Genomic DNA, 25,402 nt, shown 5'->3' on the forward strand with positions numbered 1-25,402 from the left:
GGTCGACGCCGGTGGGGTCACCCCGACCGGTGTCGCCCGGCCCGGACGACTGCGGCGCGGGCGCGGGGTGACCTGCCCGGTCAGCCACGCAGGCGCAGGCCACGCGGGGTGGCCCGGAAACCGGCTGCGGCGAGCGCGTCGCGCAGCGGGGACGAGTGCACCGCCCCACCGTCGGCCCGCTCCACCGACATCGCCCCCAACGCCCCGGAGTGCACCGCGTCGGCGAGCGCCTTGCCGGCGGCGGCCAACGCGTCGGGCTCGGCGGTGAACGAGAGGATGGTCCGCCCACCCCGTTCGACATAGAGGGCCAGGTCACCGCCGACCAGCACCACCACCGACCCGGCCTTGCGGCCGGCCCGGTGCCCGGTGCCCGGTGCGGCGTCGTCGCCCGAGTCGACGGCCCGTTCCGGCCAGGGCAGTGCCGCGCCGTACGGGTTGGCCGGGTCGGTGGCGGCGAGCACCACGGTCGGCCCGTCGCCGCGCCCCCGGCCCCGGTCGGTCGGCTCGGCGAGCGCCCGCAGCCGGTCCACCGCACCGGGCACCGCGAACTGCGCCGCACCCAGCCCCTCGACGAAGTAGCCCCGTCGGGCCGCGCCGCGCTCCTCCAACGCGGCGAGCACCGGATAGACGGCGGCGAACCCGCCGACGACCTGCTCGGCCACCACCGCGCCCCGGGTCACCACCCCGTGCCGGTCGAGCAGCAGATCGGCCAGGGCGGCGGCCCGTCGGGTCGGATCGGTGTCGCGCTCCGGCAGCCGCGACCAGCGCCCGGCCACCGTGGGCGGGCCACCCCGGCTGGGCAGCGCCACCCGACCCGGGCGACGGTAGCGGGTACGCGGGGCGGCCGGGCGGGACCGGTGCGCGCCGCCCGCGCCGAGCGCCGCCCGCAGCGGGGCGAGAGTGTCGTTGGTGAGCTGCCCCGCCCAGACCAGATCCCAGATCACCGCGGTCAGGGCGGTGTCGTCGTCGGAGCCCACCCGGTCGGACAGCGGGCGGAAGAACAGCGCCTGCCCGTCGGCGAGCGCGTCCAGCACGGCGGCGTGCAACGGGGTGCCGGCGAACGTGTCGTCCGGCGGGGGGAGCAGCAGCGGTGCGACGTCCGCGTACGCCAGGGTGATCCAGCCGTCGCCGCCGGAGATCGCCCCCGAGCCGGCCCAGACCACCTCACCCCCGGCGCACAGCTCGTCGAGCTGGGCGGGGGAGTAGTCGGCGACCCGGGCGGGCAGCACCAGCCGCTCCCACGCCGAGGCCGGCACCGCCGTGCCCTGCAACTGCTCGATCGTGGCGGCCACCGCCTCCACCCCGCGCGCCGACGAGCCGATCTGCTGCCAGCGGGGCAGGAAGCCGGCCAGTACCCGGGGCGGCACCGGTTCGATCTCCCGGCGCAGCGCGGCGAGCGACCGGCGGCGCAGCAGCCGCAGCACCTCGGCGTCGCACCACTGGGTGCCCACACTGTCCGGGGCGAACTCGCCGGAGACCACCCGCCCGGTCGCGGCGAGCCGACGCAACGTCTGCTCCACCACGAACACCCCGAGCCCGAAGCGGGCGGCGCAGGTTGCGGCGGCGAACGGCCCGTGGGTGCGGGCGTACCGGGCGACCAGGTCGCCGAGCGGGTCGGCCACCGGCGTCAGGTACGCCTCGGCCACCCCCACCGGCAGTGCCACCCCGAGCGCGTCGCGCAGCCGGGCCGCGTCCTCGATGCCCACCCAGCGGTCCTCGCCGGCGATCCGGACCCGCAGCGCCCGGCGGGCCGCCGCCAACTCCACCGGCCACTCCACCGGAACGCCCCGCTCGGCCAGCTCCGCCTCGGTCAGGTCGCCGAGGACCCGCAGCAGCTCGGCGACGTCCTCGGCGTCGCGGGGTCGACGCTGGTCGGTGCGCCAGCGCAACTGCCGTTCGGTCTCGGCGAGCACCGCCGGGTCGAGCAGCTCGCGCAGGTCCACCCGACCGAGCAGCTCCCCGAGCAGGGCCGAGTCCAGCGCCAACGCGGCGGCCCGCCGCTCGGCCAGCGGCGCGTCCCCCTCATAGAGGAACGCGCCGACATAGCCGAAGAGCAGCGACCGGGCGAACGGCGAGGGGCGTTCGCTCTCCACCTCGACCAGGCGGACCTTGCGGCTGGCCAGGTCGCGCATCAACCCGGCCAGGGCGGGCTGGTCGAAGACGTCCTGGAGGCACTCCCGGGCGGCCTCCAGGGTGACCGGGAAGTCGGCGTACTCGCGGGCCACGTCGAGCAGTTGGGCCGCGCGCTGGCGTTGCTGCCACAGCGGCTGCCGGCGGCGCGGGTCACGCCGGGGCAGCAGCAGCGACCGGGCGGCGCACTCGCGGAACCGGGCGGCGAACAGCGCGGAGGTGCCCACCGACTCCTCGACCAGTTGGGCGATCTCGTCGGGCTCGAACACCACCACGTCGGCGCCGGGCGGCTCGTCGGCGGTGTCCGGCAGCCGCACCACGATCCCGTCGTCGGAGGGCATCGCCTGGGCGTCCACGCCGTAGCGTTCGGCCAGCCGGCGGCCGATCGCCAGCGCCCACGGCCCGTTGACCCGGGCCCCGAGCACGCTGTGCACGGCGAGTCGCCAGTCACCCAGCTCGTCGCGGAACCGTTCGACCAGCACCGTGCGGTCGTCGGGCAGCGAGCGGGTGGCGGCCTGCTGCTCACGCAGGTAGGCCATCAGGTTGCCGGCCGCCCAGTCGTCGAGGCCACCGGCCCGCAGGGCGGTCAGGGCGGTGGCGTCGTCCTGGCGCAGCAACGCCCGGATCCGGCTGCCGATGGCCCGGCCCAGCTCGACCGGCCGGCCCAGCTGGTCGCCCTTCCAGAACGGCATCCGGGCCGCCTGGCCGGGTGCGGGGGAGACGAGCACCCGGTCGGGGGTGATCTCCTCGATCCGCCAGGACGAGGAGCCGAGCAGGAAGACGTCGCCGACCCGGGACTCGTAGACCATCTCCTCGTCCAGCTCACCGACCCGGGCGGCGCGCTGCGCCCCGGCCAGGAACACCCCGAACAGGCCCCGGTCGGGGATGGTGCCGCCACTGGTGACGGCGAGGCGCTGGGCCCCCGGCCGGCCGGTGAGCACGTCGGTGGCCCGGTCCCAGACCAGTCGGGGCCGCAGCTCCGCGAAGGCGGTCGACGGGTAGCGGCCGGAGAGCATGTCGAGCACCGCGTGCAGCGCCGAGTCGGGCAGCTCGGCGAAGGGCGCGGCCCGGCGGACCAGCACCGCCAGGTCGCCGAGCGACCAGGGTTCGAGGGCGACCATGGCCACGATCTGCTGGGCGAGCACGTCGAGCGGGTTGCGCGGGTAGTGCAGCTCCTCGATGGCGCCGGTCGCCATCCGCTCCGCGACCACCGTGCACGAGAGCAGGTCGCCCCGGTGTTTGGGGAAGACCACCCCCCGGGACACCGCCCCCACCTGGTGTCCGGCCCGGCCGACCCGTTGCAGGCCGGCCGCGACGCTCGGTGGGGCCTCGATCTGCACCACCAGGTCGACCGCGCCCATGTCGATGCCCAGTTCCAGGCTGGAGGTGGCCACCACGGCGGGCAGCCGGCCGGACTTGAGGGCCTCCTCGATCTGCTTGCGTTCCTCCCGGGAGACGCTGCCGTGGTGGGCCCGGGCGATCACCGCATCGGCCCCGGCCGCCGTGCCCGACTGGGCCATCACCTCGGCCGGCGGTCCGGCGGCGTCGGCCGGCTTCCGGGCGGCCCGGTCATCGGCGGCCGGCGCTCCGACGGTCTGTTCCTCGGCGGCCAGCTCGTTGAGTCGGGCGCAGAGCCGTTCGGCGCTGCGCCGGGAGTTGGTGAACACGATGGTCGAGCGGTGTGCCCGGATCAACGTGAGGACCCGTTCCTCCACGGCGGGCCAGATCGACGCCCGGCGTGGGCCGGGCCCACCCAGGTCGTCCTGGAGGGGTTGCTCGGTCTCGTCGAGCCGGGTCATGTCCTCCACCGGGACCTGGACGCTCACCTCGATCGTCTTGGGGGTGGCCGGCTGCACCACGTCCACCGGGTGGGCACCACCGAGGAACCGGGCGCACCCGTCGATCGGCCGGACGGTGGCGGACAGGCCGATCCGCTGGGCGGGTCTTTCCAGCAGTCCGTCGAGACGCTCCAGGGAGAGCGCCAGGTGGGCACCGCGTTTGGTGCCGGCGACGGCGTGCACCTCGTCGAGGATGACGGTCTCGACGCCGCGCAACGAATCCCGGGCCGCCGAGGTGAGCAGCAGGAACAGCGACTCGGGGGTGGTGATGAGGATGTCCGGCGGGGTGCGGGCGAAGGCCCGGCGTTCGTCGGCGGGGGTGTCGCCGGTGCGCATCCCGACGGTGATGTCCGGCGGGGTCACCCCGAGCCGGGTGGCCGCCTGCCGGATGCCGGCGAGCGGGGCGCGCAGATTGCGCTCGACGTCGACGGCGAGCGCCTTGAGCGGGCTGACGTAGAGCACCCGGCAGCGTCGCCGGGCGTCGGCCGGCGGCGGTGCGTCGGCCAGCCGGTCGAGCGACCAGAGGAACGCCGCGAGCGTCTTACCCGAGCCGGTGGGTGCCACCACCAGGGCGTTGCGGCCGGCGGCCACCGAGGCCCAGGCACCGAGCTGGGCGGCGGTGGGGGCGGCGAAGGCGGCGCTGAACCACTCCCGGGTGGCCGGGGCGAAGCCGGCCGGCACTTCCCGGCCGTCGCCCGCGCCGGCCGTGCCCGCCGTGCCCTCTGGGTTCGCCGTGCTCTCCGGGTCCGCCCTGCCCTCCGGGTCCGCCCTGCCCTCCCTGCCCCGCCTCGTCACGTCCCCATCCTGCCTCGACGGTGTGACATCCCGCCGGAGCGGATGCTGGTCTGTCCGACGCCGCGAGCGAATAGCGAATTAGCCGATTAGTACGTTAAGTCTTACTTAACTGCTTGCTTGCGACCCACAACATAAAGTAACTTCACTCGGACTGCCGCAACGGGTGAGAGGAATCGGATGTTCGTCGAGGAGCGTGGCCCGACGCCCGGCACCGACGTGCTCATCCGCAAGGTCGAAGGGCATCTCACCGCCCTGCGGACCAGCCTGCGCGGCCCCGAGCTGGAGCTGGCCGAGCGCCTCGCCGACAGCCTGCGGGAGCTGGTCGTCTCCACCGCCCAGGCCAGCGCGGCCGACCGGGGTCAGGTGCGCGTCGCCGTGCACTACTTCGTGCTCCGCCGGGAGAGCCGCGGCAAGCTGCTCCCGGTGCGTTCGCTCGCCGTCGCCCAGCGGGTGGTCGACAAGGTCGCCCTCCAGCTCGGTCGCCCCGACCTGCTGGTCGAGCCACGGCGGGCGCTGACGCCCGCGCTCCCCGGCGGCGAGACTCCGCCCGGCTGACGGGCGATTTCCCGAAAAGCCCCCACCGGGGGCTGAACTGGCGTGTGATCGGTGCGGAACGGGACAATTCGCCCGGTATGCGCCGCCAGTTCGACGGGAGGACGCGTGCTCGTACTGCTGCTCCTGCACCTGGTGGCGGCGCTCCTCGCGCCACTGCTGGTCCGGTGGTGGGGTCCGCGCGCCTGCTATCCGCTCGCGCTGGTGCCCGCCGCCGCGTTCGGCTGGGCGCTGACCCGCACCCCGACGGTCCGCGACGGGGGCGCGGTCGTCGAGACGTACCAGTGGATCGGGCAGCTGGACCTCGACGTGGCGTTGCGGATGACGACGCTGTCCTGGCTGATGACCCTGCTGGTCGGCGCGATCGGCGCGCTGGTGCTGGTGTACTGCGGCCGGTACTTCGCGCCCGGCGCGGTGGGCCTGCCCCGGTTCGTCGCGGTGCTGGTCGCCTTCGCCGGCGCGATGCTCGGCCTGGTCCTCGCCGACGACCTGCTGCTGCTCTACGTCTTCTGGGAACTCACCACCGTCTTCTCCTACCTGCTCATCGGGCACAGCACCGAGCGACGCTCCAGCCGCTGGGCGGCGGCCCAGGCGCTGACCGTCACCACGCTGGGCGGGTTGGCCATGCTGCTCGGCTTCCTGATCCTCGGCGGGCACGCCGGCACCTACCGCTGGTCGGAGATCGCCGCCGCACCGCTGCCCGGCGGTGCGACGCTGGTCGCCGCCGTGCTGCTGATCCTGACCGGCGCGCTGGCCAAATCGGCGATCGTGCCGTTCAACGGCTGGCTGCCGGTGGCGATGGCCGCGCCCACCCCGGTCAGCGCCTACCTGCACGCGGCGGCGATGGTCAAAGCCGGCGTCTACCTGATCGGCCTGCTCGCCCCCGTGCTCGCCGACACCGGCCCGTGGCGGCCGGTGCTGCTCACCCTCGGCCTGGTCACCATGCTCGCCGGCGGCTGGGCGGCGCTGCGCCAGTGCGACCTGAAACTGCTGCTGGCCTACGGCACGGTCAGCCAGCTCGGCCTGCTGACCGTGACGATCGGCACGGGCAGCGCGGACGCCGCGCTGGCCGGGGTGGCGATGCTGCTCGCCCACGCCCTGTTCAAGGCCGCCCTGTTCCTCGTCGTCGGCATCATCGACCACGATGTCGGCACCCGCGACCTGCGGGAACTCTCCGGCCTCGGCCGTCGGGCCCCGGGGCTGGCGGTGGTCGCCACGCTCGCCGCCGCCTCGATGGCGGGCGTGCCGCCGCTGCTCGGCTTCGTCGCCAAGGAGGCGGTCTTCACCGCGCTGGCCACCCGCCCGGTGGTGCTCGCCGGGCTGGTCCTGGGCACCGTGCTCACCGTCGCCTACAGCATCCGCTTCCTCTGGGGTGCCTTCGCCACCCGCCCCGGCACCGCCGAGGCCGCACCGGAACCGATCCCGCTGCCGATGCTCGTCCCACCCGCCCTGCTCGCGGTCGCCGGGCTGGTCGCCGGCCCGACCGCCGCCGGGCTCGACGGCCTGCTCGGCCCGTACGCGGAACTCTTCGGCCCGCCGCACGACACGCTCGCCCTCTGGCACGGCCTGACCCCCGCCCTCGGCCTGTCCGCGCTGGCGCTGGCCGGCGGGGCCGTGCTGCACGCGGTACGCGGCCCGCTCGCCCCGGCGCTGGCCCGCTGGAAGCTGCCGTTCACCGGCAACCAGGGGTACGAATGGGCCACCCACCACTTCGACCGGCTGGCCATCGAGGTCACCGGCGCCACCCAGCGCGGCTCACTGCCGCTGTATCTCGGCACCGTCCTGCTGGCCCTGGTGCTGGTGCCCGGCACCGCTCTGGTCAGCACGAGCCCGTGGCAGACCCGGATCGCGTTCTGGGACAGCCCGCTGCAACTGGTGGTCGGGCTGGTGATCGGGGTCGCGGCGGTCTTCGCGGTGAACGCCCGCCGACGGTTGACCGCGATGCTGCTGGTCGGGGTGACCGGCTACGGCACCGCGATGCTGTTCGTGCTGCACGGGGCACCCGACCTGGCGCTGACCCAGTTCCTGGTGGAGACCTCCACCATCGCCGTCTTCGTGCTGGTGCTGCGGCGGCTGCCGGAGCGGTTCTCCGCCCGGCCGCTGCGCCGCAGCCGGTGGGCCCGCCGGGTGCTCGGCGTCGCGGTGGGCGTGGTGCTGGCCGGGCTGGCGCTGGTCGCCTCCGGGGCCCGCACCGCGGTGCCCATCTCCACCGCGTTCCCGGCGCTCTCCGTCGCCGAGGGGTACGGGCGCAACGTGGTCAACGTGACCCTGGTGGACATCCGGGCCTGGGACACCATGGGTGAGATCTCGGTGCTGGTGGTGACCGCCACCGGGGTGGCCAGCCTGATCTTCGAGCGGTCCCGCACCGGACCGCGCCCCCGCCGGGTCGAACCCGCCTCGCCCCGACACGACGACCGGCCGGTCTGGTTACGTGGCGGGGCGACCCTGCACGCGCGACGCCGGTCCATCGTTTTCGAGGTGGTGACCCGGCTGCTGTTCCACACCATCGTGCTCTTCTCGCTGTTCCTGCTCTTCTCCGGCCACAACGCACCCGGCGGCGGCTTCGCCGGTGGCCTGGTGGCGAGCCTGGCACTGGCCGTGCGCTACCTGGCCGGCGGCCGGTACGAACTGGCCGAGGCCGCCCCGATCGGGGCGGGCACGGTGCTCGGGGCCGGCCTGGCGATCTCCGTCGGTGGTGGCGTGCTGTCCCTGCTGACCACCGGGACCGTGCTGGAGAGCGTCAAGGTGGACCTGCCGCTGCCCGGCCTCGGTGGGCCGTACCTGGTCACCTCGCTCTTCTTCGACATCGGCGTCTATCTGATCGTGGTGGGGCTGATGCTGGACATCCTGCGCAGCCTCGGAGCGGAGATCGACCGGCACGTCGAGGCGGCCGGCAAGTCCGACCGGGGGCTCGTCGTCGACCACGAGGGGGACCGACGGTGAGGGGCGGCGGGGCGGGACCCACGCTGGTGCTGGTGATCGCCGTGGGTCTGCTCACCGCCACCGGGGTGACGCTGCTGCTGGAGCGCAGCCTGACCCGGATTCTGCTCGGGGTGATCCTGTTCGGCAACGGGGTGAACCTGCTCATCCTGGTCGGTGGACGTTCCGGGGTGGCTCCGGTGGTCGGCGCCGGCCCGGAGGACGAGATGAGCGACCCGCTGCCGCAGGCGATGGTGCTCACCGCCATCGTGATCACCTTCGGGCTGACCGCCTTCCTCGCCGCCGTGGCGTACCGCAGCTGGTATCTCGGCGGCAACGACGAGGTGCAGGACGACGTGGAGGACCAGCAGATCGTCGCGCTCGCCGCCCGCAACGAGGTGGCCAACGCCGACCTCGGGGGCGAGGGACCCGGCGACGACCCGGAACAGGTCGACCCCGAGCCGCCCCAGCGGGGGCCACGCCGACCCGGGGGTACGCGATGACCGCGCTCCTCCCGCTGCCGGTGGTGGTGCCGCTGCTCGGTGCCGCCCTCACCCTGATCCTGGTCAACCGGCCCCGGTTGCAGCGCACCGTCAGCGTGGTCGCGCTCGGCACCAACCTGGTCGTGGCGGTGCTGCTGCTGGTGCGGGCCCACCGGGACGGGCCGGTGGTGACCGAGGTGGGGGGCTGGCCCGCCCCGGTCGGGATCGTGCTGGTCGCCGACCAGCTCGCCGCGCTGATGCTGGTGGTCTCCTCGGCGGTCACGCTCTGCGTGCTGCTCTACTCCATCGGCCAGGGCCGTGCCGAGACCAGCGAGTCGGCGCCGGTGAGCATCTACCACCCGACGTACCTGGTGCTGACCGCCGGGATCACCAACGCGTTCCTCGCCGGTGACCTGTTCAACCTCTTCGTCGGGTTCGAGATCCTGCTCGCGGCGAGCTTCGTGCTGATCACCCTGGGCGGCACCGAGGCCCGGATCCGCACCGGCTCGACGTACGTGGTGGTCAGCATCCTCTCCTCGATGATCTTCCTGGCCGCGGTGGGCCTGGTGTACGCGGCCACCGGCACCCTCAACCTGGCGCAGCTCGCCGGTCGACTCGACGCGCTGCCCGACGGCGTACGGTTGGCGTTGCAGTTGATGCTGCTGCTCGCGTTCGGCATCAAGGCGGCGATGTTCCCGCTCTCCGCGTGGTTGCCGGACAGCTACCCGACCGCCCCGGCACCGGTCACCGCCGTCTTCGCCGGCCTGCTCACCAAGGTCGGCGTCTATGCGATCATCCGGACCGAGACGCTGCTCTTCCCCGGCGGCCAGGTGGCCAACCTGCTGATGGTGGGGGCCGGGCTGACCATGGTGGTCGGCGTGCTCGGCGCGGTGGCCCAGTCGGACATGAAGCGGCTCTTCTCGTTCACGCTGGTCAGCCACATCGGCTACATGATCTTCGGGGTGGCGCTGAGCACCACCGCCGCGCTCTCCGGTGCGATCTTCTACGTGGTGCACCACATCACCATCCAGACCACCCTGTTCCTGGTCGCCGGCCTGGTCGAGGAGCGGGCCGGCAGCACCGACCTGCGCCGGCTCGGCGGCCTGGCCCGGGTCACCCCGCTGCTGGCGGTGCTCTTCTTCGTCCCCGCGATGAACCTGGCCGGCATCCCACCGTTCTCCGGTTTCCTCGGCAAGGTCGGTCTGCTCCAGGCCGGGGTGGCCCAGGGCGGCCCACTGCCCTGGGTGCTGGTCGTCGCCGGCACGGTGACCAGCCTGCTCACCCTCTACGCCACCTCCCGGGTGTGGAACATCGCGTTCTGGCGGGCCCCGCAACTGGCCACCGCCGAGCCGGTCGTCCGGCTCCCCGGGCTGATGGTCGGGGCCACCACCGCCCTGGTGGTGCTGGGGCTGGCCCTGACCGTCGCCGCCGGCCCGCTGTTCCAGGTCACCGCCGACGCCGCCGTCGACCTGCGGCTGCGCACCCCGTACGTGCGGGCCGTCCTGCCCGGCGGTCCACCGTGAGCGGCGCGTCGTCACGACCCACCGGACGGCGTCGGGACCAGCTCATCGCCCTCGGTTGGCTGGTGGTGGTCTGGAACCTGCTCTGGGGCCACTTCTCCCCGGCGAACGTCCTCACCGGTCTGCTGGTCGGCGGGTCGGTGCTGTTGTTCTTCCCGCTCCCGCCGGTCTCCTTCGGCGGCCGGTTGCGACCCCGGGCGCTGCTGGTGCTGGCCGGCACCTTCGTCGTGGAACTGGTCAGCGCCAGCATCCACGTCGCCGCCATCGCCGTGCGTCCCCGCTTCCGCCCGCGCGGCGCGATCATCGGGGTGCCGCTGCGGGTACGCACCGACCTGAACCTGGCGCTCACCGCCGAACTGCTCTCGCTGGTGCCGGGCACCCTGATCGTCGAGGTGGACCGGGAGGCCGGCGTCCTCTACGTGCACGTGCTCGACGTGCGCTCACCGGCCGACATCAGCGGCAGCCGGGAGCGGATCCTCGCCGTCGAGGAACGCATCGTCCGCGCCGTCGGCTCCGAGGCGGAGTTGCGGCAGCTCCTCACCGAACCCACGGAGGCACCGTGACCGTCGTCCTCGCCGTCGTCCTGACCGTGCTGCTGTCGACCACCGCGCTGCTGGCGTTGGCCCGGATCTACCGGGGGCCGTCGCTGCTGGACCGGGTCATCGCCGCGGACCTGCTGCTCGCCGCGATGCTCAGCGCGGTCGGCGCGGAGGCGGCGGTGAACCGGCACGCCACCACGTTGCCGGTGCTGGTGGTGCTCTCCCTGCTCGGTTTCGTCGGCTCGGTCGCCCTGGTCCGCTTCGCCGCCCGGGAGGAGTCGTGAGCGTGGGTACGGTGGTCGACTGGTTGGCCGCCGTCGCCCTGGTGTCCGGGGCACTGCTCAGTCTCGCCGCCGGGATCGGTGTGCTGCGCTTCCCGGACGTGCTGGACCGGATGCACGCCGCCACGAAACCCCAGGTGCTCGGGGTGCTGCTGTTGCTGGTCGGGCTGGCGCTGCGGCTGCGTACCGCCGCCGACCTGGGCATGATCATGCTGGTCGGGGTCTTCCAGCTGGCGACCGCCCCGGTCGCCGCCCAGATGATCGGCCGGGCCGCCTACCGGTCGGGTCGGGTCGACCGCAGCCTGCTCGACGTCGACGAACTGGCCGGACACCAGCCCGACCCGGCTGGACCCCGGCCGCAGCGTGCCGACTCCCGTTCCGGGGACGGTGGCTCCCAGGCCGAAGGCGGTGACCCCCGGTCCGGGGACGGTGGACAGCGGGAGTGACGCCGCGGACAACGGGGAGGAGCAGGCACTTTGTGCCCACCCTCAGCGGGCTTGCAGCGAGCGCCGATAGAATTGCCGGATGATCGACTCTTCTGCCCAGGAGGGCAGCAGTAGCCAGCCGGGTCGTGCCCGGCAATCCCCCGCCCCGACGTCCACGGGAGCCCTGAGCGACCCGTGTTGATCGTCGTCGGCCTCGCACTCATCATCGTTCTCACCGCCGCCACCGGCTACTTCGTGGCCCAGGAGTTCGGCTACGTCGCCGTGGACCGGGGCAAACTCAAGCAACTCGCCGACGACGGCGACGCCAAGGCCGCCCGCGCCCTGGAGGTCACCGGGCGGCTGTCGTTCATGCTCTCCGGGGCACAGCTCGGCATCACCGTGACCGCCCTGCTGGTCGGTTACGCCGCCGAGCCCTACCTCGGTGCCGGGCTGGCCGAACTGCTCGGCGGCGTCGGCGTCTCCACCGGGGTCAGCCTGCCGCTGTCGGTGGCGTTGGCGCTGGTCATCGCCACCGTCGTGCAGATGGTCCTGGGCGAGCTGGCCCCGAAGAACCTGGCCATCGCCCGGCCCGAGACGCTGGCGCGGGCGCTGAGCCGGTCCACCCTGATCTACCTGAAGATCGCCGGGCCGCTGATCACGCTCTTCGACCGGGCCGCCGTCCGGTTGCTGCGCCGCCTCGGCATCGAGCCGATCGAGGAGCTGCCCAGCGGCGCCACCCCGGCCGACCTGGAGCAGATCATCGCGGAGTCCCGGGAGGAGGGGCACCTCGACGCCGAGATGTCCGACCTGCTCGACCGGGGTCTCGACTTCCGGGAGCTGACCGCCGGGGAAGCCATGGTCCCCCGGGTCGACGTGCACACCATCCGGGCACACGAGCCGGTCAGCCGGGTGGTCGAACTGCTCGACACCGGTCACTCCCGTTTCCCGGTACGCGGTGCCGAGGGCGTCGACGACCTGGTGGGCGTGGTCGGCATCGCCGACGTGCTCGGGGTGCCGCCGGCCGAGCGCGCCACCACCCCGGTCAGCGCGGTGGCCGTACCGCCGCTGCTGGTGCCGGAGACGTTGCCGTTGCCCACGGTGCTGGACCGGCTGCGGTCCGGGCACCGGCAGCTCGCCTGCGTGGTCGACGAGTACGGCGGCTTCGCCGGCGTGATCACCCTGGAGGACATCGCCGAGGAACTGGTCGGGCCGATCCGCGACGAGGACGACCCGCCCGAGCGGGCCCCGGCCCGGCAGGAGGACGGTTCCTGGGTGGTGCCGGCCCGCTGGCGCATCGACGAGGTCGCCGACAGCACCGGCATCTCGCTGCCCGAGGCCCCCGAGTACGACACCCTCTCCGGGCTGGTCATGCGGGAGCTGGGCCGGGTGCCCGAGGTCGGTGACCGGCTGGAGGTCGTCCTGCCGGCCGACGGCGACGAGCCCACGGAACGCCCGAAAGCCCTGATCGAGGTGCTCGCGGTGGACCGGCACGTGGCCGACTCGGTGCGGCTCACGATGGCCGCCGACCCGGGTACGGGCACGCAGCCCCGGACCACCCGCAGCGGAAGCGACCGACGCCGTGGTGCGAACGTCCGCGCCACCGGCGGCGGGGGCGACCGGTCCGGGGGCACGAATGCCCGCGCCACCGGCAACGGCCCGGACGTGCACGTCGCCCGGGGTCGGGAGGAGCGCTCATGAGCCCCGTTGTCGCACTGCTGGTCTCGGTGCTGCTGCTCGCCCTCAACGGCTTCTTCGTGGCCGCCGAGTTCGCCCTGGTGGCGGCCAAGCGCTACCGGCTGGAACAGACCGCCGCCGGTGGCGGCCGGGCGGCCCGCGCCGCCCTGGACGGGGTACGTGAGCTGTCCCTGATGCTGGCCGGCGCGCAGCTCGGCATCACGCTGTGCACGCTGGGCCTGGGCGCGTTGGCCGAGCCGGCGATCGAGCACCTGCTCAGCCCGTTGCTGAACGCCGTCGGGCTACCGGCGGCAGCCAGCCACATCATCGCGTTGATCTTCGCGTTGGGGCTGGTGACGTTCCTGCACCTGGTGGTCGGCGAGATGGCCCCGAAGTCGTGGGCGATCACCGACGCGGAGCGCTCGGCGACCCTGCTGGCGCTGCCGTTCCGGGCCTTCGCCCGGGTCGCCCGGCCGGTGCTGTCCCTGCTCAACGCCCTGGCCAACGCGATGCTGCGACTGGTCGGGGTGCAGCAGCAGGACCAGCTCGCCCAGGTCCACGGCCCGGACGAGCTGCGCATCCTGCTGGAGCAGTCCCGCGAGCACGGGCTGCTCGGTGCCGAGCAGCACCAGATGCTGACCAGCATGCTGGAATTGCAGGGCACCACCGTCGCCCAGGTGATGGAACCCTTCGACCAGATCGTCACGGTCCACCGGGACGACACCGCCGAGCGGATCGAACAGGTCAGCCGGGACAGCGGCCGGTCCCGGCTCGCCGTCCTCGACGGCGGCGGCGAGGTGTGCGGGCTGGTGCACGTCCGGGAAGCGGTCCGGGCGGTCACCACCGGCCGGGCGGCCACCGCCGCCGAGCTGATGAGCCGCTCGTTCACCCTGCCGGCCACCTCCTCGGTCACCGAGGCGGTCGCCGCGATGCGCGCCGACCAGGCCCAGTTGGCGCTGGTCCGCAACGGCGGCGGGCCGACCCGGCCGATCGGATTCGTGGCCTTGGAGGACCTGCTCGAAGAGGTCATCGGCGAGTTCGACGACGAGACCGACCCGATCCCCCGGGGCCGCCGCCTGCGCTGACCCTCGTCCCGGCAGGGCCGATGCGGTTGAGGCTCCGGCGAGCAGTGGTGGTGCACCGGCTGCCCCCGGGGTAGCGGCATCGAGGGGCGGTGGACCCGCTACCTCGGCCCAACGGAGTCGATCGACGACCCCGCCCCGCCCTGGGGCGGGGTCGTTCGTCGGGGTGGTCGAGGAGTGCCCGGCCGATCAGGGGGAAACCGCCACCCGCCGGGTCGGTCAGGGGCCGGCTCCTGCCTGGTCGGTCGGGGGACACCTCGCCTGCCGGGCCGGGGGCGGCAGCGGAGGACGGGGGAGTGACGGGGATGCGGTTGACCGGGGTGTCCCACGAGTCCGGTGCGACCGGGTTGGCGGTGAGCACCACCCTGACCAACCCGAGCACCCGCCCGGGGCTGCGGCTGCCGGGACAGGTGATGCTCAGCGCCGGGGCGCAGGACGTGCCGGTGCGGCACGTACGGCTCGGGTTGGTGGCGACTGCCGAACCGGACGACCCCCGCTCACCCCGCCACCTCGTGCAGTACCACCAGGTGACGGTGGGGGGTCGGTTCGTCGTACCGGCCGGGCGGCGGCGGGCCATCGACTTCGCCGTACCCCTGCCGTGGGAGACGCCGGTGACGATCTTCGGCGGGGTGCCGTTGATGAGCCTACGCACCGGGCTGCGTACCGAGGTGTCGGTGGACCCGGAGCTGGAGCAGGGCGCGATGGTGCCGATCTTCGTCCACCCGTTGCCCACCCAGCAGCACGTGCTGGCGGCCCTGGACACGCTCGGCTTCGTCCTGCGGCAGGCGGGCCTGGTGTCGAGCCGACTGCCGGGGGTCGAGCAGAGCCTGCCGGTGCACGAACGCCTCGGCTACTGGGTCGCCCCGCTGTACGCCGGGCCGATCACCGAACTGGAGCTGATCTTCGTGACCAATTCCGCCGGCCTGGAGGTGCTGCTCTGGATGGACCGGCGGCTCTCGCTGACCGGAATCAGCCATCAGAGCATCAGCCGGTTCCGGACCTGGCACACCGGTGCCGATCAACGCGACTGGATCTCCGTCGTGGACGGCTGGTTGCGGGCGGCGATCAACCGGCACGCGGCAGCGGCCTCGAACGCGCACTGGTCGGCCCGGATCACCGAGTCGGCGCACGTCAGCCGCCCGCCGGACGCCCCGGTGCGACCGGGTTACGGACTGGGCGGCACCGGCGGCGGTGGCGGTATCGGCGGTGGCGGTGGTGGCGGCGACGGCACCTGAATCCGTTCGCGCCCCCGGCGACGGCGACGGCACCTGAATCCGCCCTCGCCCCCGTCCCCCGGCGGTGGTGGTGGCACCTGAATCCGCCCGCGCCCACCGCATCGCCCCCGGTGGTGGCTGAATCCGTCAGGGGTCGCCGCCCGGTCGTGCGTCCGGGGGAGGGTCAGACCGAGGCGGTGGCGAGCTTGATACCGAAGCCCAGGAAGAGCATCGCGACACCGGTCGTTGCCCCGGCGGCCAGCCGACGGCGCTGCCGGAACTGGGCGGCCAGGAAGGTGCCCGCGAAGATCAGCGCGGTCAGGTAGAGCACGCTGGTGACCTGGGCGATCAGCCCGAGCAGCAGGAACGACAGTGCCGGCCAGGCATAGCCGGGGTCGACGAACTGGATGAAGAACGAGATGAAGAAGAGGATGGCCTTGGGGTTGAGCAGGCTGATCACCAGTGCCTTGCGGAACGGGCTGCGCAGCGCCGCCGGCTCGGCCGCGTCGATCAGCCGGGGCGCCGCGGGGTCGTGGCGAGCGCGCCACCGCTGCCAGGCCGCGCGCAGCATGGTCAGCCCCACGTACCCGAGGTAGGCCGCGCCGGCGTACTTGATCACGAGGAAGAGCGGCGGGTACGCCTTGAGCAGCGACGCCACCCCGGCGGCCGACAGGAACATCAGCACCGCGTCGCCCAGGAACACCCCACCCGCCGCCCGGTAGCCGACGGCCACGCCCCGCTTGGCGGCGGTGGAGAGCACGAAGAGGGAGTTGGGCCCCGGCAGCAGGACGATCGCCACGGTGCCCAACACGTAAGTCCAGATGTCGGTGATGCCCAGCACGCCCGTCATCCTCGACCCACCGGGGTGGTGCCGCGAAGTCTATCCCGCAGCATGGCCTGTGCGTTCGGCCACTCATCGACGGTCATCGCGTACTGGACGGTGTCCCGCCAGGAGCCGTCCGGACGCTGCCGGTGCATGCGCAGCACGCCCTCCCGGGTCGCGCCGAGCCGGGCGATCGCCGCCTGCGACCGGGTGTTGCGGATGTCGGTGTGCCAGACCACGCGCACCGCTCCCAGCGTGTCGAACGCCCGCCCGAGCAGCAGGAGCTTGGCCTCGGTGTTGATGCCGCTGCGCCACCAGGGGCGGCCGAGCCAGGTGTAACCGATCGCGACGCTGCGCCGCTGCGGGTCGATCTCGTAGAAGGAGGTGGTGCCCACGACCGCTCCCGTCCGGGCGCAGCGCTGCACCCAGGGCACCCGCTCGCCGTCCTGTCGGGCGGCCAACGCGGCGGCGACGACCGCCCGCATCGCGGCCGGGTCGGCGGGCAGCGGGTGGCCCAGGTGGGCCCAGACCTCCGGCTCGGCGGTGGCGGCGAACAACTCGTCGGCGTGCGCGGGGGTCAACGGCTCCAGCAGCACGTGCGCGCCGTGCAGCGGCACCGGCTCCCACCACGGTGCAGCGCCGGAATCCGGCCCCGGCAGGCTGACGACAGGTGCCGGTGACCCGGTGGAGCCCGGCGTCGGCGAGCCGGTGGCGGGCAGGTAGCCCGGGACCGGCGCGACCACCCCGGCGTCCGGCTCGGGCGGGCCGGCGGTCAGCCGGAGCGGCACCACCCCGGCCCAGTGCGGCAGGTCGAGATCGGCCGGTTCGTCGCGGACCCCGCCGGTGCGGGCCCGCACCGACACCTCGCGCAGCGGCAGCGCCAGGACCGCCGTCTCGGCCAGCTCCCGACGGGTCGGTGGACGGCTGTCGGCGGCCCGCCCCGCCCCGACCTTTTCCACCAGGGCGGTCATCGCGGCACGCTTGTCGTCTTCGCTGGTGACCAGGTGGGCGGTGCCGTGTGCGACGACCGACCGGTAGTTGGCGCTGTGGTGGAACTGCGAGCGGGCGTAGATCAGCCCGTCGAGCAGGGTCACCGTGACGCAGACGGGCAGCCCGGCCTCGCCCCGGGCGGCGAGCAGCGGCCGGCTGCCGGTGGACCCGTGCAGATAGAGGGTGTCACCGACCCGGACGTGCAGGGTGGGCAGCAGACGCGGCTCACCGTCGACCACGAACCCCAGCACGCAGTGGTAGGCATCGTCGAGCACGGCGTGGGCGGCGGCCCGGTCGTAGCTCATCCTGTCCCGGGTGCGGCTGGCGGTGGTGCGTGCGGTCGGCGGGTACATGTGACATCCAGACTTTGTTCTAGTACGATCCTGAAACTGTGGCAGCACATTATCAGATCCTCGGGTCCACGTCCGCCGCGATTTCGGCGAGTGTGGAAACGGGCATCCGCACCGGGGTGCTCGCGGCGGGCGACGCGTTGCCGCCGGTCCGCTCCCTGGCCACGACGTTGGCGGTCAGCCCGGCCACCGTCGCCCGCGCCTACCAGGAGCTACGCCAGCGGGGTCTGGTCGTCACCGCAGGCCGGCACGGCACCCGGGTCCGGCCCCGGCCGCCGGTCGCCCCCCGTCGGGCCGCCCGGCACCCGGCCCCCGCCCCCGGCACCCGCGACCTGTCCCTGGGTCAGCCCGACCCCCGGCTGCTGCCGCCGCTCGGCCCGCACCTGGCCGCGCTCGCCACCGGGATCGGTCCCCCCGTGGGGTACGCCACGACCGGCGTGCACCCCGCCCTGGCCGAGGCCGCCCGCTCCCGGCTCGCCGCCGACGGGGTGCCCGCCGACGAGCTGACCGTCACCGGGGGAGCGCTCGACGGCATCGAGCGGCTGCTCGCCTCCCACCTGCGCCCGGGTGACGCGGTCGCGGTGGAGGACCCCGGCTGGGCCAATCTGCTCGACCTGGTCGCCGCGCTCGGCCTACGGCCGGTCGGCGTGCCGGTCGACGACGAGGGGCCCACCGTCACCGGGGTGCGCGACGCGTTGACCCTCGGGGCGCGGGCGCTGGTGGTCACCAGCCGGGCGCAGAACCCGACCGGTGCCGCCGTCTCCGCCGGCCGGGCCGAGGCCCTGCGGGCGCTGCTCGCCGGCCGGGCCGACCTGCTGCTGATCGAGGACGACCACGCCGCCGAGCTGTCCCGGCTGCCGCTGCACCCGCTGGCCGGGGCCACGGCGACCTGGGCTTTCGTCCGTTCGGTCAGCAAGCCCTACGGGCCCGACCTGCGGCTGGCGGTGCTGGCCGGTGACGAGGTGACGGTGTCCCGGGTGGCCGGCCGGGCCCGGGTGGGCGCGGGATGGGTCTCCACCGTCCTGCAACGACTCGTCCTGTCGCTCTGGCGCGACCCGGCCACCACCACCCTGATCCACCGGGCCGCCGACGCCTACGAACGCCGCCGGTCCGGCCTGCTCGCCGCGCTCGCCGACCGGGGCGTGGTGGCGCACGGCCGCAGCGGCATCAACGTCTGGCTGCCGGTGCCCGACGAGACCATCACGGTCACCGCCCTGCGGGACGCCGGCTGGTCGGTTGCGCCCGGTGGCCTCTCCCGGCTCGGTGCCCCGCCCGCCGTGCGGATCACGGTCAGTTCGCTCGACGACGCCGACCTCACGCCGCTGGCCGACGCGGTCGCGGCGGCGGTCCGCCCCGCCGACCCGATCGGCTTCACCGCCTGACCCGTGTCGCCGGTCTGCTCCTATGGGGCTGCGCGGGGACGGGGGCGGGTGGCGCGGTCAGCCCCGCCGGCTGGACGAAGATCCGCCGCCGGGAGACCGCGTCCCCGGCCGCGTCCAGCTGGTATCCCTCCAGCCAGACCCAGCCGTCGTACGTCGGCCAGTCGAGCACCCGGATGACCCGGAACCGGATGGGGCGGAGAAACTGCACGCTGGCGTCCCTGGTCACGTACACCAGGTCACCGGCCTTCATCGGCGCTCCTGGTCCCGCGCGCGCAACGCCCGCTGCACGCGTCGCTCGCGCCAGACGCGCAGCGTCTCGCCCGCGTCGGCCAGGCGGTCGCAGCAGCCGTCCGGCTGGCAGCGGGAGCAGGCGTTGCGATGGTGGAAGTCGACGACGTAGCCGGCCATGATCACGACGAACGGCGGCTCGGCGGGTCGCTGCTCATACATGTGGCCAGGCCCCCCGGTTGAGCCTGCGTGGGTGGCGCGTGCCCCACCTGGCCTCGGGATCCGGTCGTCGAGGCGCGGCTCGATGGTCGGCTGTGGCGTCCCGCTCGGAGGTCGCCGCCGGGGGCAGCGACCTGGCCTGCTGTACGACATCGACAGGTTCAGCAGGGCGATGGAACCACTTGCAACGAGTCATGCCGGACGCTCCTTGACCGGGGCTGAGGGTTGACAGTTGTCCAACTATAACCAGAGCCTATTGAGCTTGTCTAAGCAATAGAGTATTACTCATAACAATGCAAATCGGACCTACGCTCACCGCTATGGCACTGCTCAAAGGCACGCGGCTGGAGGTGTGGGGAGCTGCCGAGATCCAGGAACGTCTGGGGATCTCACGGCAGCGCACCTACATCCTGATCAGCCGTCGGGATTTCCCGGCTCCGGCAGCTGTCCTCAAGATGGGTCAGATCTGGCTGAAGTCCGATGTGGAGGCGTGGATCGCCGAGAAACGCCCTCACCTGCTCGAAAGCGACGAGGAAGCTTAGGCGAGTCCTCGCCTGACGGGTTGCCTCCGAGGAGCCCGGCGGGTCCTTCGTGGACCTTCCGTGCGACCGGGTAGAACAGTCGCCATGGCCGAGCAGAACGCCCCACCCGGTGCCCGACAGTTCATCCCGCCGCAGGCCGGCACACTGGCCGAGTTGCGTACCGCCGCCGCCGGCTGCCGGGGCTGCGAGCTGCACCGGGACGCCACCCAGACCGTCTTCGGCCGGGGCGACGAGAGCGCCCGGGTGGTCTTCGTCGGGGAGCAGCCCGGCGACCTGGAGGACCAGCACGGGCTGCCCTTCGTCGGTCCCGCCGGCCGGCTGCTGCGCCGGGCGGTCGACGACGCCGGTCTCGACCCGGCCCACCTCTACATCACCAACGCGGTGAAGCACTTCCGGCACGAGCTTCGCGGCCGGCGGCGCATCCACCAGACCCCGGACCAGGTGCACATCGTCGCCTGCCGGCCGTGGCTGGTCGCCGAGTTCGCCCGACTCCGCCCCGAACTGGTGGTGGTGCTCGGCGCGACGGCGGCGAAGGCCCTGCTCGGCCCGGCGTTCCGGGTCACCCGGCAGCGCGGCGCGCTGCTGCCCTGGCCGGCCGCCGCCGAGCACCCGCAGGACTTCACCCGGGCGTCGGTGGACGACACCGGTACGGATGCGCCCGCCGCCCGTCTGCTGGCCACCATCCACCCGTCGGCGGTGCTGCGCGCCGACAACCAGGAGATCGCCTACCGGGGGCTGGTCGACGACCTGACCGTGGCCGCCCGGGCCCTGACCGGCTCGACGACTCCATAGGGGAGTACCGGCGGCCCGGGCCGGGTAACCGGCCGGGCATGGCCGAAGGCAAGCCGCGACGCCGTACCCCGCTGGTCCGACTCGGCGCCCCCGGCCCGTACGTCCTGTTCGCGCTCCTGTCCACCGTGCTCTGGTTTCCCGTCCGGCTGTTCGAGGACCCGGACCGGTCCGTCCCGCTGGCCCTGGTGCGGGCCGGCCTGTACGGGGTGGGATGGGGCCTCATCCCGATCTTGATGGCCTTCCTGCCCGGGGTCCGGGCCCGGGCGGACTCGGGCCAGGTCCGGGCGTGGAACCGGCTCCGGGCCGCGCTGCGTCGAGGTGAGGTGCCGGCGGACGAGGCGGACCGGGCCGCCGTGATCGGCCAACTCCCGACGGTCCGTCGGGGCGCGCTGATCGCCGTGGTGGGCGGAGTCCTGTTCTTCGGCGGGTTGGCCGTGCTCGCCCCGACTGTCGACCGGACCGCCTCCGGGGTGTTCTACGTCGTGGTCCTGACGATCGTGCTCGCCCTCGCGGGGGTCACCCTCGGCCGGGTCCGCCGGCTCGACCGCCGGCTGGCCGACACCCGGTAACCCCGGTGCGGGCGGCGGGTCGGCTGCGCGACGATGGGCTCCCCGAACCAGGAGCGTGTGATGACCGCCGACCTGCGCGCACCCACCCGGCCCGACGTCGCCCCGATCCAGCGGCGCACGCTGCGGCTGCTCTTCGTCACGCAGATCATCGGTGGGGTCGGGGTGGCCATCGGGATCTCGGTCGGGGCGCTGCTGGCGGCCCGGGTCGCCGGCACCGCCGTGGCCGGGCTGGCGCAGAGCTGCGGGGTGGTCGGCGCGGCGCTGCTCGCCGTACCGGTCACCCGGATCATGAACGGGCACGGGCGTCGCCCGGGACTGGTGGTGGCGTACCTGGTGGGGGCGGTCGGGGCGCTGCTGGTGGTGCTCGCCACGGCCACCGGCGCGGTACCGCTGCTCTTCCTGGGGATGCTGCTGTTCGGCGGGGGCACGGCGGCCAACCTCCAGGCCCGCTACACGGCCGTGGACCTCGCCGAGCCGGCCCGCCGGGGCCGGCAACTCTCCCTGGTCGTCTGGGCCACCACCATCGGCTCGGTGGCGGCACCCAACTTCGCCGCGCTCGCCGACGGGGTCACCCGGGGGTGGGGCCTGCCGTCGCTGTCCGGCCCGTTCGCGTTCAGCGCCGTCGCGTTCGGCGTGGCTGCGGTCGTACTGCTGCTGCTGTTGCGGCCCGATCCGCTGTTGACCGCGCGGCGGCTCGCGGCGGCCGACGCCGGGACAACGGCCGGGGCCGCCCCACCGGCGGCGACCACCGCGCCGGGCGCGCGGCGGGCCGGTATGCGGGTGGCCTGGCGGGTGGTGCGCGGCCGGCCGGCGGCCCGGCTGGGCATCGCCGCCGTCGCCATCGGCCACCTGGTGATGGTCGCGGTGATGGCGATGACGCCGGTACGCCTCGGCGAGTCGCACTCCGACGCGGACGTGTTGCGCGTCGTCGGCATCGTGCTGAGCGTGCACATCGCCGGCATGTACGCCCTCTCCCCGGTGGTGGGCTGGCTCACCGACCGGTTGGGCCGGCGTGCGGTGATCCTCGGTGGGGTCGGCACGCTGCTGGCCGCGTGCGCGGTGGCCGGCACCGCCGGGCACCACACGCCGCGCCTCTCGGTCGGCCTGGCCCTGCTCGGGCTGGGCTGGTCGGCGACGATGGTGGCCGGTTCGACGCTGCTGTCCGAGGCGGTGCCGTCCGGGGTACGCCCCAGCGTGCAGGGGCTGTCCGACCTGACGATGGGGCTGGCCGGGGCGGGCGCGGCGGCGGCCAGCGGGTTTGTCATGCGGGTGGCGGGTTATCCGACCCTGACCCTGCTGGCGGCGATCGCGGTGGTGCCGTTGGTGGCGCTAGCGTTGCGTCGGGTGCCGCCGACGGCACCCGACGAGGAGGAGTGATCACGTGCGGCTGACCGACTTCTGGACCCGGCTGGACGAGGCCTTCGGGCCGGGTTACGCGGCCAGCATCGCCAGCGACCAGGTGCTATCCCAGCTCGACGGGCGGACCATCACCCAGGCCCTCGCCGCTGGTGAGCAGACCCACGTCGTGTGGCGGGCGGTGGTCGCCGCATACCCCGACCGGGTGCCCGCACGGCTACGTTGAGCTGCCGTTCCGCCACTTCCGCGTGTCACTTGCCGGCTCGTACACCTGTTCGGCTATTGTCCACAGCGGGGTGCTCGTCCACAGCTCACGGCCCGTCGGCTGGTTTTCTGTCGGACCCAGCGCCTAGCGTGTCCGCGTGACGCGAAGCTCAGGAAAGACGCCGGCGAAGGCAGGAGTGGCAAACATGGCCGCAGGGCCCGACCGGGAGAAGGCACTCGACCTTGCTCTCGCTCAGATCGACAAGCAGTTCGGTAAGGGGTCGGTGATGCGGCTGGGCGAGCGCCCGGTCGTCCAGACCTCGGTCATCCCGACCGGCTCCATCGCGCTCGACGTGGCGCTCGGCGTCGGTGGCCTGCCCCGGGGCCGGGTCGTCGAGGTCTACGGTCCCGAGTCCAGCGGCAAGACCACGGTCGCCCTGCACGCGGTGGCCAACGCCCAGCGGGCCGGCGGCATCGCCGCGTTCGTCGACGCCGAGCACGCGCTCGACCCCGACTACGCCAAGGCGCTCGGCGTCGACACCGACGCCCTGCTGGTCTCCCAGCCGGACACCGGCGAGCAGGCGCTGGAGATCGTCGACATGCTGGTGCGCTCCGGCGCGATCGACATCATCGTGATCGACTCGGTGGCGGCCCTGGTGCCGCGCGCCGAGATCGAGGGCGAGATGGGCGACAGCCACGTCGGTCTCCAGGCCCGGCTGATGAGCCAGGCGCTCCGGAAGATCACCGGCGTGCTCAACAACACCGGCACCACGGCGATCTTCATCAACCAGCTCCGCGAGAAGATCGGCGTCATGTTCGGCTCGCCCGAGACGACCACCGGTGGCCGGGCGCTGAAGTTCTACGCCTCGGTCCGGCTCGACGTGCGCCGCATCGAGAGCCTCAAGGACGGCACCGACGTGGTCGGCAACCGCACCCGGGTCAAGGTCGTCAAGAACAAGGTCGCCGCGCCGTTCAAGCAGGCCGAGTTCGACATCATGTACGGCAAGGGCATCTCCCGCGAGGGCTCGCTGATCGACGTCGGCGTGGAGCAGGCGATCATCCGTAAGTCCGGTGCCTGGTACACCTACGACGGCGACCAGCTCGGGCAGGGTAAGGAAAAGGCCCGGGAGTTCCTCAAGGAGAACCCGGACGTGGCGGCCGAGATCGAGAAGAAGATCCTGGAGAAGCTCGGCGTCGGGGTCGGCGCGGGTGACGCCGCCGGTGGCCCTGAGCTGCCGCCTGTCGACTTCTGACCGGTCGCGGTCGAATGGCAGGACGACGCGCCCGCACGGGGCGGGGCTGGGATGCCGCCCCTCCCCGTGCAGGAGCCGACGACTCATCCCGGGCGGATGCCGACGACCCGGTCGGTGCCGACGCCGGCCCGCCCTGGGCCGAAGGCACCAGATCTCGGCGGGGTCGCCGTGGGCGGCCCGACGCGACCGGGCCGACCCCGGTCGAGTCGACGCCCCGCGACGAGGGCGAGATGGCCCGGGAGATCTGCCTGCGGCAGCTCGCGGTGCGGCCACGTACCCGGGCCGAGCTGGCCGGGGCACTGGCGAAGAAGGGCATCTCCGACGAGGTGTCCGCTCAGGTGCTCGACCGCTACGACGAGGTCGGCATCATCGACGACGCGGCGTTCGCGCGGGCCTGGGTCTCCAGCCGGCACAACGGTCGTGGGTTGGCCCGCCGGGCACTCGCCAACGAGCTGCGTCAGCGTGGCGTGGACGGTGAGGTGGCCAGCGAGGCCCTCGGTGAGCTGGACGAGGAGACCGAGGCGGAGACCGCCCGTGCCCTGGTCGACCGCAAGCTGCGCACCGCCCGGGGTGAGCCCGACGCGGTGTTCCGGCGGCTGGTCGGCATGCTCGCCCGCAAGGGCTACCCACCCGGGGTGGCGATCCGGGCGGTGAAGGACGCCCTCGCCGCCCAGAGCGCCGAGGCCGCCGAGTTCGCCGACCAGATCGACGCCGACGCCCTGGCCGATGTCGAGGGCGAGCGGGGCTGATCGGTGCAGACCGACGCCGACGTGCTGGTCGATACCTCCCGGACGGTGCGCCCGCCGTCCGACACTGCCACCCTGGCGTCATACGCCCGTGCCCTGGGCGTCACCTGACCCCTGCGTACCGCCACCCGTCTGGACCTGCGCCCTGGGCGTCACCTGACTGACCCCGCGCGCATCCTCACCCGCGTAGCCTCCCTGGCCGGTGCCACCGCTTCCGCCACTCCCACCCCCCCGTTACCTTTTTGATCGTCCCCAGCCGGGGACCCTCGGTCGCCCGGCCCGGTATGACTTTCTGCCCCTGTCGTTTGCATGATCCGGGGGGTGTTGTCGCCGGGTCGGGTGGCGTCGGCGGACCGCTGATAGGGACACGGCCGCCCCGTGTTCGGGGTAGGTCTCTTCGTAACGTGGCTGCCGGCAGTCCGACGCCCTGACTGCGGCCGAGGCCACGAAGCGATGCGTGGAGGCGGGTGCGGTGCACGACGGATACGGCGTCTACC

The 25,402-nt window shown here is 73.6% G+C and carries 22 protein-coding genes and 1 pseudogene; 18 read left to right on the forward strand and 5 right to left on the reverse strand.

Annotated elements, in window-relative coordinates; translation table 11 throughout:
- Positions 1-80 precede the first annotated feature (80 nt).
- Positions 81-4,649, reverse strand: coding sequence for an ATP-dependent helicase (locus JQN83_RS23690; RefSeq protein WP_208569377.1), 4,569 nt, complete (start codon positions 4,647-4,649; stop codon positions 81-83).
- 291 nt (positions 4,650-4,940) lie between these two features.
- Between JQN83_RS23690 and JQN83_RS23695 the strand changes: the two genes are divergently transcribed.
- The 10 genes and pseudogenes from JQN83_RS23695 (at position 4,941) to JQN83_RS23740 (ending at position 15,472) form a co-directional block, all read left to right on the forward strand.
- Positions 4,941-5,318: a hypothetical protein gene (locus JQN83_RS23695; protein WP_208569346.1), complete on the forward strand. Its 378-nt coding sequence runs from the start codon at positions 4,941-4,943 to the stop codon at positions 5,316-5,318.
- Between the two features lie 105 nt (positions 5,319-5,423).
- Positions 5,424-8,258, forward strand: coding sequence for a Na+/H+ antiporter subunit A (locus tag JQN83_RS23700; protein WP_208569347.1), 2,835 nt, complete (start codon positions 5,424-5,426; stop codon positions 8,256-8,258).
- A gap of 26 nt (positions 8,259-8,284) precedes the next feature.
- A complete protein-coding gene (locus JQN83_RS23705; RefSeq protein WP_372444110.1) occupies positions 8,285-8,737 on the forward strand; it encodes a Na(+)/H(+) antiporter subunit C in 453 nt (150 codons plus the stop codon).
- Positions 8,734-10,239, forward strand: coding sequence for a Na+/H+ antiporter subunit D (locus tag JQN83_RS23710; RefSeq protein WP_208569349.1), 1,506 nt, complete (start codon positions 8,734-8,736; stop codon positions 10,237-10,239). Before JQN83_RS23705 ends, JQN83_RS23710 begins: the two co-directional genes overlap by 4 nt.
- The gene (locus JQN83_RS23715; RefSeq protein WP_208569350.1) at positions 10,236-10,799 is read left to right on the forward strand and encodes a Na+/H+ antiporter subunit E; all 564 of its coding nucleotides are present in this window, start codon (positions 10,236-10,238) and stop codon (positions 10,797-10,799) included. Before JQN83_RS23710 ends, JQN83_RS23715 begins: the two co-directional genes overlap by 4 nt.
- Entirely contained in the window at positions 10,796-11,059 is a 264-nt protein-coding gene (locus JQN83_RS23720) for an MrpF/PhaF family protein (protein ID WP_208569351.1), read from the forward strand. Before JQN83_RS23715 ends, JQN83_RS23720 begins: the two co-directional genes overlap by 4 nt.
- Positions 11,056-11,502: a monovalent cation/H(+) antiporter subunit G gene (mnhG, locus tag JQN83_RS23725; RefSeq protein WP_307799631.1), complete on the forward strand. Its 447-nt coding sequence runs from the start codon at positions 11,056-11,058 to the stop codon at positions 11,500-11,502. The genes JQN83_RS23720 and mnhG overlap by 4 nt, the downstream gene beginning before the upstream one ends.
- Positions 11,503-11,676: 174 nt before the next feature.
- Positions 11,677-13,014 (forward strand): annotated as a pseudogene (locus tag JQN83_RS23730) (hemolysin family protein); the annotation flags it as partial.
- Between the two features lie 161 nt (positions 13,015-13,175).
- Positions 13,176-14,240 carry a hemolysin family protein gene (locus JQN83_RS23735; RefSeq protein ID WP_208569352.1) on the forward strand — a complete coding sequence of 355 codons (1,065 nt, stop codon included), beginning with the start codon at positions 13,176-13,178 and terminating at the stop codon, positions 14,238-14,240.
- A 302-nt stretch (positions 14,241-14,542) separates the two neighbouring features.
- The gene (locus JQN83_RS23740; RefSeq protein WP_208569379.1) at positions 14,543-15,472 is read left to right on the forward strand and encodes a sporulation protein; all 930 of its coding nucleotides are present in this window, start codon (positions 14,543-14,545) and stop codon (positions 15,470-15,472) included.
- Between the two features lie 163 nt (positions 15,473-15,635).
- On the opposite strand, the gene leuE is transcribed toward JQN83_RS23740, so the two are convergent.
- Both leuE and JQN83_RS23750 read right to left on the reverse strand, forming a co-directional pair.
- Entirely contained in the window at positions 15,636-16,301 is a 666-nt protein-coding gene (gene leuE, locus JQN83_RS23745; RefSeq protein ID WP_208569353.1) for a leucine efflux protein LeuE, read from the reverse strand.
- Positions 16,298-17,617, reverse strand: coding sequence for a bifunctional pyridoxamine 5'-phosphate oxidase family protein/GNAT family N-acetyltransferase (locus tag JQN83_RS23750; RefSeq protein WP_208569354.1), 1,320 nt, complete (start codon positions 17,615-17,617; stop codon positions 16,298-16,300). The genes leuE and JQN83_RS23750 overlap by 4 nt, the downstream gene beginning before the upstream one ends.
- 38 nt (positions 17,618-17,655) lie before the next feature.
- Here JQN83_RS23750 and JQN83_RS23755 point away from each other — a divergent pair, with 38 nt between their 5' ends.
- Positions 17,656-18,996, forward strand: a complete 1,341-nt coding sequence (locus JQN83_RS23755; protein WP_208569355.1) for an aminotransferase class I/II-fold pyridoxal phosphate-dependent enzyme — start codon at positions 17,656-17,658, stop codon at positions 18,994-18,996.
- On the opposite strand, the gene JQN83_RS23760 is transcribed toward JQN83_RS23755, so the two are convergent.
- Both JQN83_RS23760 and JQN83_RS23765 read right to left on the reverse strand, forming a co-directional pair.
- Positions 18,986-19,246 (reverse strand): hypothetical protein, encoded by a 261-nt coding sequence (locus JQN83_RS23760; protein ID WP_208569356.1) that lies wholly within the window; start codon positions 19,244-19,246, stop codon positions 18,986-18,988. The genes JQN83_RS23755 and JQN83_RS23760 overlap by 11 nt on opposite strands.
- Positions 19,243-19,446, reverse strand: coding sequence for a hypothetical protein (locus JQN83_RS23765; RefSeq protein WP_208569357.1), 204 nt, complete (start codon positions 19,444-19,446; stop codon positions 19,243-19,245). The genes JQN83_RS23760 and JQN83_RS23765 overlap by 4 nt, the downstream gene beginning before the upstream one ends.
- A 317-nt stretch (positions 19,447-19,763) precedes the next feature.
- Between JQN83_RS23765 and JQN83_RS23770 the strand changes: the two genes are divergently transcribed.
- From JQN83_RS23770 to JQN83_RS23800, 7 genes are all read left to right on the forward strand, one after another.
- On the forward strand, positions 19,764-19,985 hold the full coding sequence (locus tag JQN83_RS23770) for a helix-turn-helix transcriptional regulator (RefSeq protein WP_208569358.1): 222 nt from the start codon (positions 19,764-19,766) through the stop codon (positions 19,983-19,985).
- 84 nt (positions 19,986-20,069) lie between these two features.
- The gene (locus JQN83_RS23775; protein ID WP_208569359.1) at positions 20,070-20,777 is read left to right on the forward strand and encodes a UdgX family uracil-DNA binding protein; all 708 of its coding nucleotides are present in this window, start codon (positions 20,070-20,072) and stop codon (positions 20,775-20,777) included.
- A gap of 38 nt (positions 20,778-20,815) precedes the next feature.
- Positions 20,816-21,346, forward strand: a complete 531-nt coding sequence (locus JQN83_RS23780) for a hypothetical protein (RefSeq protein WP_208569360.1) — start codon at positions 20,816-20,818, stop codon at positions 21,344-21,346.
- Positions 21,347-21,406: 60 nt separating this feature from the next.
- The gene (locus tag JQN83_RS23785; protein WP_208569361.1) at positions 21,407-22,723 is read left to right on the forward strand and encodes an MFS transporter; all 1,317 of its coding nucleotides are present in this window, start codon (positions 21,407-21,409) and stop codon (positions 22,721-22,723) included.
- A 4-nt stretch (positions 22,724-22,727) separates the two neighbouring features.
- On the forward strand, positions 22,728-22,928 hold the full coding sequence (locus tag JQN83_RS23790; protein WP_091249479.1) for a DUF3046 domain-containing protein: 201 nt from the start codon (positions 22,728-22,730) through the stop codon (positions 22,926-22,928).
- Between the two features lie 184 nt (positions 22,929-23,112).
- A complete protein-coding gene (gene recA, locus JQN83_RS23795) occupies positions 23,113-24,159 on the forward strand; it encodes a recombinase RecA (protein ID WP_208569362.1) in 1,047 nt (348 codons plus the stop codon).
- Between the two features lie 14 nt (positions 24,160-24,173).
- Positions 24,174-24,908, forward strand: a complete 735-nt coding sequence (locus tag JQN83_RS23800; protein WP_208569363.1) for a regulatory protein RecX — start codon at positions 24,174-24,176, stop codon at positions 24,906-24,908.
- Positions 24,909-25,402: the final 494 nt, after the last annotated feature.

This window comes from Micromonospora antibiotica, from assembly GCF_017599305.1.
GTDB lineage: Bacteria > Actinomycetota > Actinomycetes > Mycobacteriales > Micromonosporaceae > Micromonospora > Micromonospora antibiotica.